The organism is Brevibacterium sp. SIMBA_078 (genome assembly GCF_046534565.1).
In the GTDB taxonomy this organism is placed as follows: Bacteria; Actinomycetota; Actinomycetes; order Actinomycetales; family Brevibacteriaceae; genus Brevibacterium.
Genome location: NZ_JAWRYQ010000001.1, coordinates 775,928 through 791,171, shown reverse-complemented (window position 1 = coordinate 791,171; position 15,244 = coordinate 775,928). Strand labels below are relative to the sequence as shown.

The following is a 15,244-nucleotide window of genomic DNA, read 5'->3' as shown; positions in this document are numbered from 1 at the left end:
GCCTCGATACGGGGTCTCGATCGGGCTCCTCCACCGCAGCATGCGCACCTCCACATCCCCGAACGCCTCGCCCGGGGCGCTGACGACAGGACACCTGTGACTGCAGAAACATCGGAAATCGTCATCATCGGAGCCGGACTCTCCGGCGCGGCCGCCGCCTGGCGGCTCGCGGAAGCCGGCGCCGAGGTGCTCGTCCTCGAGCGGGACCGTCCCGCCTCGGAGCTGGGAAGCTCCCATGGATCGGCGAGGATCTTCCGCTACGCCTACCCTGATCGAGCCTCGACTCGCCTCGTCACCGAATCACGGGCCGGGTGGACGGAACTCGAGCGCAGGAGCGGTCGTCGTCTCATCACCCCCAGTGGGTCCCTCGACTTCGGGGCGGTGCGGAACCCCCACGGACTGGCTCGGGTCCTCGAGGCGGAGGGTGTCGAATGCGAACTTCTGCCACGTGATGTCGCCGCCGAACGATGGCCGCAGATGAACTTCGACACCGACGTACTGTGGCACCCCGATGCCGGGGTCATCGATGCGGAGAGCGCCGTGAGCACAATGCTCGATCTCGCACAGCAGGCGGGAGCGAGGGTGATGGCCAACTGGGAAGTCGCCCACGTCGAGAAAGGCGGATCGTCCGGTCGGGTCGGCTACACCGTGACATCGTTCGACGGTCGGGCAGTCGACTGCGCACAGGTCGTCGTGGCAGCAGGACCGTTTCTTCCGGCGCTGCTCGAAGGGCTCGACATGCCGGCCGGTTTTCGGTCACGCATGCCCGAGTTCGAGGTCCGCCAGGAGACCGCGTTCCACTTCCCCTACCGGGACTTCGGCGACACTGGGGAGACGGAGTGCGGGCAAGCGGCCTCATGGCCGACGTTCATCTACAAAGGACCCGATATCCAGGCCTACGGTCTGCCCGGGGGCCGCGACGCGGACTTCCTCGGGCAGAAGATCGCGGAATACAACGGCGGTCGGCTGCTGCGCTCGGGGTATGAACAGGACAGGGTCATCGACCCGGCGCATCGGAAACGGTTGATCGGGTTCGTCGACCAGGTCATCCCCGGTGTCAGGGCCGAACCCTATGCGGAGACGACCTGCCCGTTCACGAATGTGCCCCGCGACGATATGATCATCGATCGCGCCGACGGGATCACGATCGTCTCCCCGTGCTCCGGCCAGGGGGCGAAGTTCGCGCCGGTCCTCGGTGAGCTGGTCGTCGACCTTGTGCTGCGATCCGGGCGGCCACAGAGTCGGTTCCGCGCTGCTGGACAGCGATTCTCGACCGAGCCGCCTCAGGAGGATCCCGCGCCGACCGATGCGATCGACCTGCTCGACCAGATCGCCGAGATCGGCGTCGACCCCGAGCGCGGAGGATACTCGCGTCCGGTGTTCTCAGGCGCCGAACTCGAGCTGCGCCGCTGGTTCATCGACGCGGCCCTCGATCGCGACCTCGACACGGTGACCGACGAGAACGGAGTGATCTGGGCTTGGTGCGAGGCCAAGCCGATATCCGCCGGCGGCAAGGGCGGTAACGAGGCTGACCTCGAGAGCCCTCCTACGGCAGCCACGAGAAGGCGGAAGGCGATCGTCACGGGTTCGCACCTCGATTCGGTGCCCGGCGGAGGCAACTATGACGGACCGCTGGGAGTCGCGAGCGCTCTGGCGGCTTTCGACGATCTGCGCTCGCGGGGCGTACTGCCCGCCGCCCGTCCGTTCGGCATCGCGGTCTTCCCGGAGGAGGAAGGCTCCCGTTTCGGCGTCGCCTGCCTCGGCTCGCGGCTGATGACGGGACGAGTCTCGCCCGAAGCCGTCCGTGAACTGCGCGACAAGTCGGGCCGGTCCTACGCCGAAGCATCGGTTCATGCCGGATTCGACCCTTCGCGAATCGGCCCGACTCCGGAACGTCTGGACCAGGTCGAAGCCTTCGTCGAACTCCACGTCGAACAAGGGAGGAAACTGGTCGACCTCGACCAGCCGGTGGCCCTGGCCGGGTCGATCCTCGCCCACGGTCGCTGGCGTGTGAGCATCGAGGGCTCTGCCAATCATGCGGGGACGACAACGATGGACGATCGACACGATCCGATGGTCGTGGCCGCGCGCATCGTCGCCGAGGTCCGGAACCAGGTGCTCAAGCACGAAGACGCTCGCGGAACCGTTGGCCGCATCCAGGCCTCGCCCGGAGGGACGAACGTCATCGCCTCCCGCGTGGACCTGTGGATCGACGTCCGACACCGCGAAAGCGAGGTGGCGAGGGACATCGTCGAAGAGATCGCGCGAGTCCTCGACCTCGCCGCCGCCGAAGAGGGCTGCGCATCGACCATGATCGAGGAGTCCTTCGCCTCGGAGGTCGACTTCGATCCCCAGCTGCGTGCCCGACTCCAGTCCGTCCTCCCCGACGCGCCGGTGCTCGATTCGGGCGCTGGCCACGACGCCGCCGCCCTCGCCGAGGCAGTGCCGACGGCGATGCTGTTCGTCCGCAATCCGACCGGAACCTCCCACGCGCCGTCGGAGACTGTCGACGAGGTGGACGTGCTGCTGGGACAGCGCGCCCTCACCGAAGTTCTGGAAGAACTCCTGGTCGGCTGATCAGCAGGGGCATCGCCTCCACCACCTACCATCCACTGCACACCAAGGAGAACACGATGGACATCACATCACAGGTGAACACTGCGTGGATGCTCACCGCCACAGTCGCGGTGACATTCATGCTCCCGGGCCTGGCCCTCTATTACGGAGGGCTGTCGCGGACGAAGAACATCCTCAACACCGTCATGGTCGTCTTCGGAGGATTCGCCGTCACCGCGGTGCTGTGGATCCTCTACGGCTACGGACTCACGCTCGGGGACTCCGTCGTAGGGGCAGGCCTCATCGGCAACCCTTCGGGACTCTTCGGCATCCAGTCCCTGCTCGGTGCTGACACTCCCGAAGGCACTGTCCCCGGGATCCTCATCGCCGTCTTCCAGCTCATCTTCGCCGGCCTCACGGTCGGGATCATCGGCGGCGCGGTCGAAGGCCGCATGAAGTTCTCTGCTTGGCTGATCTTCTCCGGGCTCTGGGCCACGCTCGTCTACTTCCCCGTCGCCCACTGGGTGTTCGCCTTCGACTCCGAGGACGGGGCGACGGTCGGCGGCTGGATCGCCAACCGAGTCGGCGCCCTCGACTTCGCCGGCGGCACAGCGGTGCACATGAACGCCGGCGTCGCGGCGTTCGTCCTCGCGCTGTTCCTCGGCAGGCGCAAGGACTTCCCCTCCGTCGGTCGGCCGGGCAATCTGCCGATCGCCATTCTCGGCGGAGGACTGCTCATGGTCGGATGGTACGGATTCAACGGAGGCTCCTCGGGCGGCATCAATGAGAGCGCGGGCGTCGCGCTGACGAACACCCTTGTCGCGGCCTGTTCGGGTCTGCTCGGATGGCTGATCGTCGAACGGGTACGTCGCGGCTCGGCCACCTCTCTCGGCGCGATCTCGGGCGTCCTCGGAGGGCTGGTGGGAATCACCCCGGCGGCCGATTCCGTGTCACCGATCGGCGCCGTCATCATCGGACTCATCGCCGGAATGATCGCCTTCTTCACCCTCGGGCTCAAGGATAGGCTCGGATATGACGATGCGCTCGACGCCGTGGCCATCCACATGTTCCCCGGAATCTTCGGCACGATCGCCATCGCCTTCCTCGCCGACCCGTCTGCTCCGGCCGAAGCCGCCGGCCTCTTCTACGGCGGCGGCCTCGGCCTCCTCGGAACACAGGTCCTCGCCGTCGTGGCGGTCTTCGCCTACACCCTCGTCGTCACCGCCCTCATCGCCTGGGTGCTGAAGAAGACGATCGGGCTGCGGGCGACCGACGCTCAGGAGGATGAGGGCCTCGATTCGAGCATCCACGCCGAGACCGCTTACGACTTCGACGACATCCGCTCCTGAGATCCGATTCGTGCACCCGGCCCGATTCGCTCGGCCGTGGCCGTAGGGTCGGTCCCAACCGTTCACCGAGAAAAGGACACTGACATGCATCTCATCACTGCAGTTCTCCAGCCCAGCGCCCTCAGCCCCGTCAAGGCAGCGCTTGCCGAAGCCGGGATCACCGGCATGACGGTGTACGAGGCCAAGGGCCACGGCACGCAGGCCGGGAAGGTCGAGGTCTACCGGTCGCAGAAGATCCGCGTCGAGTACCTTCCGAAGATCTCGATCGAGGTCATCGTCACGGACGAGACTCTTGAGGACGCGCTCGCTGCGATCAGCGAGGCCGCCCACACCGGACAGATCGGCGACGGCAAGATCTGGGTGTCCGAGGTCTCGCGTGTGATCCGCGTCCGCACCGGTGAGACCGACGCCGACGCTGTCTGAGACACGCGTTTCGGCGAAAGGTTCGGTGCCCTCACAGGCAACTGAGCGCGGACAAGGCACAATGGGGATATGAGATTTCTGGTTGCACTGATCCTCGGCCTCGCCGTCATGTTCGGTCTGAACGCCATCTTCGACTTCTTCGCGATGGCGCGACCGTGGGGTTCGATCCTCATGGGCGTCATCGTCGGACTGACCATGCTCGTCGTCCTGCTCATCTGGGAGGCCGTGCGCCCGACCCAGCCGAAGGGCGAATCGGCGAAGGCCAAGGCGAAGGCGCAGAAGAGCGAAGACGAGCGGGCGAAGGCCCGTGCCGAACGACGTGCCCGACTCGCCGCCGAGGCGGGAGTGAGCCTGGAAGGCATCGACGGTGCCCTGCCGGGGTCGACCGCCCAATCGTCCGAGGCGGCCTCGTCCGATGGGTCCGCCGAGGAGGCTTCCACCGAGGGGACTTCCACCGAGGGGGCAGCTGCAGCCGATGAATCCGCCGAGGCGGCGTCGGGGGAGGCGACACCCGCCGAGGGAGAGTCGGCCCATGTGGCACTCACCGAGGCGGTTCCCACTGTGAGCGAAACCGCCGAAACCTCGACAGCTGAAGGGCCGGACGCGGCTGAGGCAGCGGCGACGACCGAGGGTGAGGAATCCGCTCAGACAGGTGACGGTGCCGAGCCGGACGCGGTCAGCGACCAGAACAGTGAGACGGATTCGTCCCTGGAATCTGACGGAACCGAAGTCGACGAGGCCTCAACTGACGAGGAACGTCCCGCCGATGATGCGAAGCCCGCAGTGGTCGTGAAGCCCGCACAGCCGGCAGCGCCCGTCGCTTCCGCGCATCCATCCGCATCTGCACCGTCCGGTGGCTCCGAAGCCGCCGACGCCAGCGCCGCAGACACCGAAACGACCGGCGCCCGCGTCGGTGACACCGAAACCGGCGGCACAGCCGCTGTCGACGGCGAACCGGCTCGGCCCGCTGAGAAGCCTGCCTCGCAGTCAACCGATTCGTCCGAACTGCCTCCGCCACCACCGATGCCGCCGGCGTTCCCGGCTCAGCCCACGGCCGCACCACAGGCTGCAGATACCGCTGCACCACAAGCTGCGGATACGACGAACGAGACCATGTCTGCGGCTCCGGCGCTGAACAAGGACGATGTCAGCGACAGCGGATCCGCCTCGGCGTCCGACCCTGAACTCGAAGGACCTGCCGAAGACCCGGCGACGCTCGACCCGGAGGAATTCGACGAATCCGCCAGCGGCTCCTCGCTTGAGGCACCACCGACCGGTGAACCCGGAATGTCGGCTGATGCGCTCTCCGGCAAGATGCCCGATGAGGCCGAGGAGTCCGCAGACTCGGCCGAGGAAGAGCCCACCGAAGACGAGACCGAGGAAGCTCAGGCTCCTGATCGCGAGGAACCATCGGCCGAGGAGAACAACCAGTACCGGCTCTGAGCCTCTGTCGCCTCAGAGCGTGCCTCGAGCCGGCGACCCTTCAGGCGAGCAAGCCCTCAGGCGTAGTGCGCTGCGAGGATCTGCAGACCCTCTTCGATGCTGACGCGGGGAGTCCAACCGAGGACTTCCTGCGTCCGCCGCTGATCGAACCAATGCGCGGTCGACAGCTGTTCGGCGAGGAACCTCGTCAACGGCGGTTCGTCGTCGTGCTCTCCGAGCTCCCACACCTTTTCGACCACAGACCCTGCTGCCAGCGCCGGGGCCACCGGAATGCGCAGCTTCGGCTCCGCCGCTCCGCCGGCGATCGCGATGCGTGACATCAGCTCACCGATCGGCCGCGGCTGACCGTTCGTCACCACCAGTGCCTCACCATGGGTGGAATCGACCGCGGTCACCGCTGCGACGATCGCCTCCACCGCATTGTCGACGAACAGTGTGTCGACCAGGGCCGCTCCCGAACCGAGCACCGGCATCCGACCCGATCGGGCGCGGTCGATGACCCGTTCCGTGAGCTGCGAGTCACCCGGACCCCACATCAGGTGGGGGCGCAGAACCAGCACCCGGAAATCAGGGGTATCCGCGCCCAGAGCAATCCGCTCACCGGCACCCTTCGTCCGGGCATACTCGCCGCGTGCGAACTCCGGAGACGCCGGCTCGGCACCGTCGCCGATGATCGACTCACCGGTATGCGCCACCGACGGCGACGAGATATGGACCAGGCGTTGCACGCCGGCGGCCCGAGCCGCGTCGACGAGAGTGCGGGTGCCGCCGATGTTCACGGCCTCGAATTCCTTGGGATCGCCCATCATGGAGACCTTCGCGGCCAAGTGCACGACCGCCTCGGCACCGGTGACGGCCTGATCCACGGCAGCCGCATCGGTCACCGAACCGATGACATCGGCGGCCCCGTCGACCCCTGAGGGGCGACGTTGCAGGGTCGTGACCTCGTGACCGGCGGTGACGAGTGCACGGGCGACGGACGAACCGAGCAGCCCGGAGGCTCCGGTGACGGTGATTCTCATTTCATCCTCAGACGCTTCCCCGCACCGGCCCACCAGCCAGGACGCTGTCGGCCCAGGCGGCGAGACGGGAGCGGTCGATCTTCGAATTGTGGCGGATGTCGGTGGGGAACTCGGGCGCCACGAGCACCGCGGTCAGATCATGACCGACCGCCTCGGCGACCTTTTCCCGCAGCCGCGCCGTCAGATCCAAGGGCGCCAGGCCGGGAGACAGCGAGGTGCCCTCGGCATCGAGCACGGCCACAAGCGCCTGGGTGCCGACGGGACCGATGCCCACGATGGAGCTGCGGCTGACCTGCGCATGGGCGTCGATGAGCGCTTCGAGGCCTCCGGGCCCGACCGGTCCGCGCGGGGTCGTGACGACATGCTGCAGACGTCCTTCGAGCCACACGCGGCCGTGCTCATCGATGTGGCCGATGTCGTTCGTGCGGTGCCAGGTCAGACCGTGCAGGTCATCACGCGCCGAATCCGCAGTCGTGCGCCACAGATTGTCGTAGGCGGACTTGATATGGGCGGCACTGACGACGAATTCGCCGAGGCGGTCCTGCGCGGCCGCGCCCTGGAGCAGCTCATCGGCCGATTCTCCCGACTCATCGATCGGGGCCAGAGCGAGTTCGACGCCGTCGATCGGCTGCCCCACGCACACCCCGAGATCACCGGTGGCATCAGCGGCGGCCACGCCGTCACGATCGATGTCGGTGAGCAGGAGCCCCTCGGTCATGCCGTAGGGGGAGTGGATGGACGCGTTCGGGAACACCTCGGCGATGGCGTCCATGAGCTCCAGCGGCACGGGCGCGCCCGCCGAGAGCACGAGTTCGACCCCGGCGCATGCTTCCCGCTGCGTCTCATCGAGCTCACCGGCGGTCGCGGCGACGTTCGTGTATGCGGCAGGAGAGGCGAAGACCATGGTGGCCCGTCCGGCGATGATCGCATCGGCGATCGCTGTGGCCGTGAGCGTCTTCGGTTTCGTCACCGACATGTCCGGTGTCACCGAGGTGGCCCCGATGGCCGGTCCCAACAGGGCGAACGGTGGGAACCCGGCCACCAGACCGGTGCCTTCGGTGACGTTGAAGGTCCTGGTCAGAACGGCCGCCAGCGCGGAGATGTCCGCATGCGTATAGCGCACGCCCTTCGCCGGTCCCGTCGACCCGGAGGTGAAGAGGATCGCCGCATCGGCATCCGGTGCCGGGGCCGGCAGCTCGGCCCGGTGCGGGGTGCGGGAGAGTTCGGTCAGGCTCGTCTCTGCCTTGAACATCCGGGAACGCACGGGCCCAAGCGGACGCACCGAGATGCGTCGTCCGGGCCAGCCGAAAGCGCGGGCCAGTGTGAGTCCCGGCAGTTCGCCGATGATCCACTGCGGATCGGCCGAGGTGATCGCCCGGGTCATTCCCTTCGGGCCGAGTCCGGCATCGGCGACGACGGCGACCGCTCCGATCTTCAGGCACGCATAGAGGGCGGCGGTGAGATTGTTGCCCGGAGGCACGAGCATCGACACCCGGTCCCCGGGCTTCACGCCGAGGTCGAGCAGCCCGTTCGCGATCGACGTGGTGACATGCCACAGGTGGCGCCACGTGATCTGCTGCGCCGGATTCTGCGCGAAGTCGACCGAGGCGATCGCCTCGTCGTCACGGCGGGCATCCAGGATCGCCGTCACCGCGCGGATATCAGCAGCGGACGCTGAGCCGACGGCAGAGACCGATCCCGTCGCCGAGGCGGCCGCGCCCTTCGGCTCGGACGATCCTTTCGCGGGGGCCGCCTCGGTGGGGGTGTTCGCGGTGGTGGGCGCATCGAACTGGGCGCTCAGCCAGTCGAGGACGAGACCGGGAACGTCGTGATCTTCGCTGACGAGGTGGGAGGCCGTTTCGAACCGGTGCACATCGGCCTGCGGCAGGCGCTGGCGCAGGTCCCGCAGATAGCGTTCGAGGAACACCGGATCCTTCGGGCCCCAGACGAGCAGCGCCGGTTTGTCGAAGGCAGCGATGTCCTGGCCGATGCGCTGGAGTTCGGGATCGGAGGCATGAGTGTCATCGACGGGGATGTCGGCGACGAAGTTGCCGATCGCCCACCGGTCCTCTGCCCTCCGGTACGGGGCACGGAAGGCGTCCTTGGTCTCGGCATCGAGGTCGCCCAAGGCGAGGGTGACGCGCAGGAAACCGTCGGTGAGAACGGTGGCCGCAGGCAGCATGGGCCCGGCCAGGGTCGCGCGCAGCGGCGCGGGCACCGGGGCGTCCTCGGGCTGGTGGACGGCCGTGTTGAGGCTGATGGCCGCGGACACCAGGTCGGTGTTCCGGGCGGCCCAGCCGAGAGAGAGGACTCCGCCCCAGTCGTGACCGATCGTCACGATCGGATGGGTGGCGAATCCGGTGGCGGCCACCTCGGCGAACAGGTGTGAGACGACCGCATCGAAATCGCTGATGCGATCGGCGATGCGACGCACCTCATCGGATTTCGGGGCCGGCATCGAGGAGTGGGCGAGCCGTTCGGAGAAGCCCATCTCGAGCTGGTCGGGGGCGATGAGCCGCCAAGCGCGGCCGCCGGACTGTGCGGCATCGATGGTGGCTCGGGCGAGCCTGCGCCACAGATACGACCAGGTCGGGTTGCCGTGGAGGGCGACGACCGTGCCCGCCGGCTCCACCCCGGCAGCGGTCAGGGCGGGCAGTGTGTCGAGGACATGGAACGCATGCGTCCCGTCGGAGGTCTCCGCCTCGACGATTCGGGACCAGGCGGGGTCCCACTCGGGCAGCTGCGGGGGAGTCGTGGCCGGCCGTGCAGGAAATCTCATGAAGTCTCTACCACTCGATCTCGGTCATGGCGGTGTTGAGGCCGGAGCCGACGCCCATGCACAGGATGCGGTCGCCGGGTTTGAGGTTCTCGGCCTCACGGGACAGGGTGATGGGCAGGGAGGCGGGGCCGACATTGCCCAGCTCCGGATAGCTCACGGGAATCCGGTCGGGGTCGAGGTTCGCGGCCTTCGTGATCGAATTCGTGTGCACATCGGAGACCTGGTGCATGACGTAGCGGTCCATCTCCCGCCAGTCCCAACCGGTCTCGTGGGCTTCCTCCCACGCGGCGACGACGAGTTCCATGCCGCCGGAGAGCAGCCCCTTCGTGTCGGTGAACATTCCGTTGTGGTCGCCGACGCAGAGTTCGTGATGCTGGGTGGCCGCACGGGTGATGCCGCCGAGGATGCGGTGGCCCTCCGGATGTCTGTCGGCCGGGCCGAGGACGGCGGCGGCAGCGCCGGAGCCCAGGGTCAGGGAGGCGAATTCGTTGAGGTACTCCTCGCGAGTGATCTCCGGACGGTTGAGGCGGCGCAGCGTCGCGTCTTGGACGCGGGAGGCGTCTTCGCCGGCGACGATGAGGGCGTATTCGATCTGTCCGGCGTCGATCATGTTCGCGGCCAGGGTCATTCCGTTGACGAATCCGAGGCAGGCGTTGGCGATGTCGAAGTTCATCGCCTGCGGGCCGAGCCCGATGCCGGCGTGGACGCCGACGGCCACGGACGGTTCCAGATGTTCACGGGTCACCGAGGTGTTGACCATCAGTCCGATGGCCTCGGGAGGGACCCCCGCCTCGGCGAGGGCCTTCTTTCCGGCCGCGATCGCACCATCGGCGAACTGGTGGGGTTCATCCCAGTTGCGGCGGGCGTACACACCGGCGACGCGTTGGAGCAGACCCTGCGGCAGTTTGAGGGATGACAGCGTATCGGCGAGGCGCTCGTCGAATTCCTGTGAGGTCACTTCGTTCGGGGCCAGGATCTCGGTCAGGCCGAGCAAGGCCACGTTCGAGTGCCGAAATGTTGCGTTGCCATTCGCCAATTGAAGTACTCATCCCTTTTCGGGTCGTTCGTCGGTGTCGATATCGGCCGCAGAGGCGCGTGCGTGACGCGTCACGACGGAGGAATTCCGGACCTATCTTACCGCCCGGTTTCTGAGATGTTCATCAGCGTGTGAACCAGGTGAAGCCGTCATAGAGCAATCCTGTGGCGGCGAGCACAGCGATGACGGCGAGAACGAGCGAGGTCACAGTGTGCGAGACCTTCGACGTCTGGAAGCGCACGGCACGCGAATACGACATCGGACGATCGGTGACGTTGTGGCCGAACTGGGCGAAGATCCGCCAGTCCATGACGTCGATGAGCGACTTCGCGGCGAGGGTGAAGACGATGATGCAGCCGATGCCCATGAACAGCAGGAACACGAAGCCGAAGAAGCCGAAGTCCTTGAAGAACGTCACCACCCGGTCGCCGATGGCCACGGCGAAGGCGGAGAAGCCGTCGCCGAAGGGCAGGGCGTCGAACGAGTCGGTGATCGTGGACAGACTGATGTTGTCGCGCACCGTCTGCACGGACCCGATGTACATGAAGATCGAGGCAGCCAGGGCGACGAGCAGGTTGATGATCGAGATCGTCGCATTGTCCGGCCAGAAGTCCAGGTGCTTGATCGTATAGGTTGCCGAGAGAGCCACGCAGATGATCGCGCCCGTCAGCGCGCCGATGGTGGCCGGCAGAAGCAGATTGTTGAAGAACACGAAGGCGACGACGGCGATGAGAGCGGCGCCGAGGATGTAGGTGAACACAGCGACGGTGTCGCCGTTGGACGCGGTGGCAGCCCGTCGGTTGGCCTCGATCATCTGGCCGGAGTGCTGGACGTTGGCGGCGAGTTCGTTCTTCGTCGCCCGCGGCAGATCGGCGTCTGCGTCGTCGTAGCCCTGTGCGTCGTAGCCCTGCGCGTTGCTGGGCAGAACGCGGGTCGCATCGTCATTGCCCACCGGACGGGTCGTCTGGTTGTAGCCGGGCTGGCCGTAGGGGTTCTGACCGTACTGAGTCTGCGGGTAGCCGCCCTGGGCGCCGCGTCCGCCGGCGGGGTTCCTGGGCTGCCATCGTCCGAGCTTCGCTCCGATGAAGTAGATGACGAAGACGACGAGAGCCGCGAGGACTCCGATGGAGATGCCGGCGCCGAGCTCGTTCATAAGGGTGACTTCCTGGGGATGGACAACGGTGGTCTTCTTTTCAGTCTATGGACTCATGCCGCTCAGAGCACGTTCCGTGGCCCATGTGCGCGCGGTTCGGTGGCGATCTGCTCCGTTTTGGAAGGGGTGCGGGCGCGGTCGACCCGACAATCGCCACGTACCGCGGTGGTTTCGCACTGCAGCCCCGTCGTTCACGACTCCGTCCTGGCGCAACTCCGTCCTCGCGCACCAGTTCTGTCCTGGCGCGCGTGGTTCGTGGGTATGGTGGGGTCAGGATCCGCCCACCGACGTTCGAGGGAGACACGCGATGAGCAACCCACAGGCTTTCACCTCCGAGGCTCTGCCTCTCGATGAGCAGGTCGTGCTCGTCACCGGCTCCGGACGCGGCCTGGGTGCTGCGATCGCGAAGGCCTTCGCGCCGGAAGGTGCGGCGCTGGTCATCAACTACCGGTACTCGGCCGAGACTGCGGAAGAGCTCGCCGAGGCGGTCCGCGCTCGCGGTGGACGTGCCGTGGCCATCGAGGCCGATGTCACCGATTCCCGCGCCGTCGACGCCATGTTCGACACCGCGGCCGCCGAGTTCGGTACTCCCGTATCCACTGTGGTCAACAACGCTCTCGCAGACTTCTCGTTCAACGGCGATGAACGCCAACCGGCCGATGAGATCGACTATTCGGATTTCGCCGACCAATTCCGCGGTTCCGTCGAGGGCGCGGTCAATACGATCCAGGCCGCGATGCACGGTTTCCGTGAGCTCGGTTCCGGCCGTGTCATCAATATCGGCACCAACCTGTTCCAGGACCCGGTCGTGCCGTACCACGACTACACGGCCGGCAAGGCGGCGCTGCTGTCGCTGACCAGGACGTTCGCGAAGGACCTCGGTCCGGCCGGGGTGCGGGTGAACATGGTCTCCGGTGGGCTGCTGCGCACCACCGATGCGTCCTCGGCGACACCCGAAGAGGTCTTCGACCAGATCGCGGCCGCCAGCGCGCTGCGACGGGTGACGACTCCGGAGGACTTCGCCTCGGCAGTGGTGTTCTTCGCCTCTCCCGCTTCGCGTGCGGTGACCGGTCAGAACCTCGTCGTCGACAACGGCCTCGTCATGGGTTGAGTCGGCCGACTGCGACGTGGGCGGGCCGCACCCACCAGAGTCGACGGAGGTGGGCGGAAGGCGGGGTTCGCCTGCAGGGGTGGCCCAGGTGCAGGAATCCCGTGCCGTTGAACCGGCGTGGACTTCAGAAGCGGTCGAGGAAGGCCAGAGCCCGTTCGTAGAGCAGCTCTGCGCTGTCCTCGCGGTAGTCCGGGGTGGTCGGGTCGCTGAACAGGTGGGTGCTGCCCGGATAGAGGTAGTACTCTGCCTGCGCACCGGCCTGCGTCGCGGATTCCATCAGCGTCTCGATCGTGCCCGGGCTGCGCCAGGAGTCATCGACGGCGAAATGAGCCTGCACCGGCACCCCGGCCCGCCAGCGCGTCGGCTTCGGGAAACCGCCGCCGTGGAAGAGCAGGACGCCGCGGGCGCGCGGATCGTTCTTGCCCATCTGCTGAGCGAGCGCGGCACCGAGTGAGAATCCGCCGAACACGAGGTCGTCGCCGAGGTCCCCGCAGGCGTCCTTCACCCGATCCACGAGGGTCGAGAACCCGACCTCCTGGGAGTGGGCGACTCCCGATTCTGCGTCGTCGAAGGTCCTGCCTGCGTAGACGTCGGGAGTGTGCACGGCATATCCGGCCAGGGCGAAGCGTTCGGCGATGGCATCCATCCCGGACGTCCGCCCCAGAGCCGAGTGGAGAAGGACAAGGGTGGTCATAGGCAGTCCTTTCGGCGGCTCAGCGGCTGTGTCCGCGGGGGATCGAGAACGTGTCCGCGCGGGCCGTGGCCCAGTCGTCGGCCCACTCCGTTGGGGTGTCATCAAGGAGCTCGCCGGGCTTCAGCCAGTCGTAGATGCGAGCATATGACCACGACTCGGAGGCCGAGACATTGCGTCGCAGCATCGTCGGCTCCAGCTCGTCGGGTGCGGCCGCACCCATCGAAGCCATGAGGCGGATCGCCTCGGCGACGACTCCATCGTGGTAGTTGCGCACACGTTCGGCCTTGGTGGGCACGTCGATGGCGCGCGCTCGCCGCGGATCCTGTGTGGCGACGCCGACGGGGCATTTGCCCGTGTGGCAGGCCTGGGCCTGGATGCAGCCGACGGCCATCATCATCGCCCGCGCCGAGTTCGTGAAGTCGGCACCCTGGATGAGGCGTTTGACGATATCGGTGCCGGTGGCGATCTTGCCCGAGGCGCCGACCTTGATCTGCTTCCGCAGGCCCGCACCGACGAGCGCGTTGTGAACGATCATCAGCCCCTGGGTCAGAGGCAGACCGACATTGTCCTCGAACTCCAATGGTGCAGCACCCGTGCCGCCCTCGGATCCGTCGACGATGATGAAATCGGGCAGGATCTGGGTTTCCACCATGGCCTTGACGATCGAGAGGAACTCCGTGCGCGAGCCGATGCACAGTTTGAATCCGGCCGGCTTGCCGCCGGAGAGCTCGCGCATCTGCCGGATGAACTCGAGCAGTTCGATCGGGGTCGAGAACACCGTGTGTCCGGGAGGGCTGATGCAGGTCTGGCCGACGGGGATGCCGCGGATCTCGGCGATCTCCTCGGTGACCTTGGGCCCTGGCAGCACGCCGCCGATGCCCGGCTTCGCGCCCTGGGAGAGCTTGAGCGAGACCATCTTCACCTGCGGGTCCTTCGCCTTCTCGCCGAAGATCTCGGGGGAGAATTCTCCTTCCGGGGTGCGGGCTCCGAAGTATCCGGTGCCGAGCTCCCAGATGAGGTCGCCGCCGTGCTCACGGTGATATGGCGAGATCGATCCCTCCCCGGTGTCGTGGGCGAATCCGCCCAGCGCCGCACCCTTGTTCAGGGCCCGGATGGCGTTGTTGCTCAGCGAGCCGAAGCTCATCGCCGAGACGTTGAGCAGCGAGATGTCGTAGGGCTGAGTGCACTCGTCACCGCCGACGCGCACGCGTGGTGGCCTGGGCGGATTGGGGATCGGCATGTTCGAGTGCATGAGTGCCTCGTAGCCGGCGCCGTCGACATCGCGCTCGGTGCCGAACGCGTGTTCGGAGTGAGTGCCTTCGGCTCGTTCGTAGATGGTGGTGCGGGTGTCGCGATTGAACGGGCGCCCGTCCCAGTTGCGTTCGATGAAGTACTGCTGGATCTCCGGCCGGATCGACTCCAGCAGGAATCGGGCGTGCCCGGCGATCGGATAGTTGCGCAGGATCGAGTGCTTCTTCTGCGTGAGATCCCATGCGGCGAGTGCGCCGAGTCCGAGGGCCGAGGCGGCCGCCGCCGCTCCGGCGATCTGCTTGCCTGCCGATTCGCCGGTGACCATCCGGACAATGGGGAATTGCCGTTTCATTGTGCCTCCTTGAACTGTCCTGACCTCGAGCCTAGACCCGGGAGGCGCAGATTTCAGGAAAGGCAGACCTGAGGC

11 protein-coding genes are annotated in these 15,244 nt (G+C 66.9%); 5 read left to right on the top strand and 6 right to left on the bottom strand.

What is annotated here, in order from left to right:
• Window positions 1-96 precede the first annotated feature (96 nt).
• The 4 genes from SB749_RS03515 to SB749_RS03500 all read left to right on the top strand — a co-directional run bounded on the left by SB749_RS03515 (window position 97) and on the right by SB749_RS03500 (window position 5,771).
• Entirely contained in the window at window positions 97-2,577 is a 2,481-nt protein-coding gene (locus SB749_RS03515; protein ID WP_410709053.1) for an allantoate amidohydrolase, read from the top strand.
• A 56-nt stretch (window positions 2,578-2,633) separates the two neighbouring features.
• Entirely contained in the window at window positions 2,634-3,905 is a 1,272-nt protein-coding gene (locus SB749_RS03510; protein WP_410709051.1) for an ammonium transporter, read from the top strand.
• Window positions 3,906-3,989: 84 nt separating this feature from the next.
• Window positions 3,990-4,328 (top strand): P-II family nitrogen regulator, encoded by a 339-nt coding sequence (locus SB749_RS03505; RefSeq protein ID WP_410709049.1) that lies wholly within the window; start codon window positions 3,990-3,992, stop codon window positions 4,326-4,328.
• A gap of 69 nt (window positions 4,329-4,397) precedes the next feature.
• Entirely contained in the window at window positions 4,398-5,771 is a 1,374-nt protein-coding gene (locus tag SB749_RS03500; RefSeq protein ID WP_410709048.1) for a hypothetical protein, read from the top strand.
• A 56-nt stretch (window positions 5,772-5,827) separates the two neighbouring features.
• On the opposite strand, the gene SB749_RS03495 is transcribed toward SB749_RS03500, so the two are convergent.
• From SB749_RS03495 to SB749_RS03480, 4 genes are all read right to left on the bottom strand, one after another.
• The gene (locus tag SB749_RS03495; RefSeq protein WP_410709047.1) at window positions 5,828-6,793 is read right to left on the bottom strand and encodes an NAD-dependent epimerase/dehydratase family protein; all 966 of its coding nucleotides are present in this window, start codon (window positions 6,791-6,793) and stop codon (window positions 5,828-5,830) included.
• A 7-nt stretch (window positions 6,794-6,800) separates the two neighbouring features.
• The gene (locus tag SB749_RS03490; protein ID WP_410709046.1) at window positions 6,801-9,572 is read right to left on the bottom strand and encodes an alpha/beta fold hydrolase; all 2,772 of its coding nucleotides are present in this window, start codon (window positions 9,570-9,572) and stop codon (window positions 6,801-6,803) included.
• Between the two features lie 7 nt (window positions 9,573-9,579).
• A complete protein-coding gene (locus tag SB749_RS03485) occupies window positions 9,580-10,608 on the bottom strand; it encodes a 3-oxoacyl-ACP synthase III (RefSeq protein ID WP_410709045.1) in 1,029 nt (342 codons plus the stop codon).
• Between the two features lie 124 nt (window positions 10,609-10,732).
• Window positions 10,733-11,761 (bottom strand): hypothetical protein, encoded by a 1,029-nt coding sequence (locus SB749_RS03480; protein WP_410709044.1) that lies wholly within the window; start codon window positions 11,759-11,761, stop codon window positions 10,733-10,735.
• Between the two features lie 307 nt (window positions 11,762-12,068).
• On the opposite strand from SB749_RS03480, the gene SB749_RS03475 reads away from it, so the two are divergent.
• Window positions 12,069-12,872 carry a 3-oxoacyl-ACP reductase gene (locus tag SB749_RS03475; protein ID WP_410709043.1) on the top strand — a complete coding sequence of 268 codons (804 nt, stop codon included), beginning with the start codon at window positions 12,069-12,071 and terminating at the stop codon, window positions 12,870-12,872.
• A 124-nt stretch (window positions 12,873-12,996) separates the two neighbouring features.
• Here SB749_RS03475 and SB749_RS03470 read toward each other — a convergent pair whose 3' ends face one another.
• Window positions 12,997-13,566, bottom strand: a complete 570-nt coding sequence (locus SB749_RS03470) for a dienelactone hydrolase family protein (RefSeq protein WP_410709042.1) — start codon at window positions 13,564-13,566, stop codon at window positions 12,997-12,999.
• A 19-nt stretch (window positions 13,567-13,585) separates the two neighbouring features.
• Window positions 13,586-15,169 (bottom strand): FMN-binding glutamate synthase family protein, encoded by a 1,584-nt coding sequence (locus tag SB749_RS03465; protein ID WP_410709041.1) that lies wholly within the window; start codon window positions 15,167-15,169, stop codon window positions 13,586-13,588.
• Window positions 15,170-15,244: the final 75 nt, after the last annotated feature.

What these genes read in the sequence shown, in the direction of transcription:
- SB749_RS03510 (WP_410709051.1), top strand. Translation starts at nt 2,634, where the DNA reads ATGGACATCACATCACAGGTGAACACTGCGTGGATGCTCACCGCCACA.
- SB749_RS03500 (WP_410709048.1), top strand. Translation starts at nt 4,398, where the DNA reads ATGAGATTTCTGGTTGCACTGATCCTCGGCCTCGCCGTCATGTTCGGT.
- SB749_RS03470 (WP_410709042.1), bottom strand. Translation starts at nt 13,566, where the DNA reads ATGACCACCCTTGTCCTTCTCCACTCGGCTCTGGGGCGGACGTCCGGG.
- SB749_RS03490 (WP_410709046.1), bottom strand. Translation starts at nt 9,572, where the DNA reads ATGAGATTTCCTGCACGGCCGGCCACGACTCCCCCGCAGCTGCCCGAG.
- SB749_RS03465 (WP_410709041.1), bottom strand. Translation starts at nt 15,169, where the DNA reads ATGAAACGGCAATTCCCCATTGTCCGGATGGTCACCGGCGAATCGGCA.
- SB749_RS03505 (WP_410709049.1), top strand. Translation starts at nt 3,990, where the DNA reads ATGCATCTCATCACTGCAGTTCTCCAGCCCAGCGCCCTCAGCCCCGTC.
- SB749_RS03495 (WP_410709047.1), bottom strand. Translation starts at nt 6,793, where the DNA reads ATGAGAATCACCGTCACCGGAGCCTCCGGGCTGCTCGGTTCGTCCGTC.
- SB749_RS03475 (WP_410709043.1), top strand. Translation starts at nt 12,069, where the DNA reads ATGAGCAACCCACAGGCTTTCACCTCCGAGGCTCTGCCTCTCGATGAG.
- SB749_RS03480 (WP_410709044.1), bottom strand. Translation starts at nt 11,761, where the DNA reads ATGAACGAGCTCGGCGCCGGCATCTCCATCGGAGTCCTCGCGGCTCTC.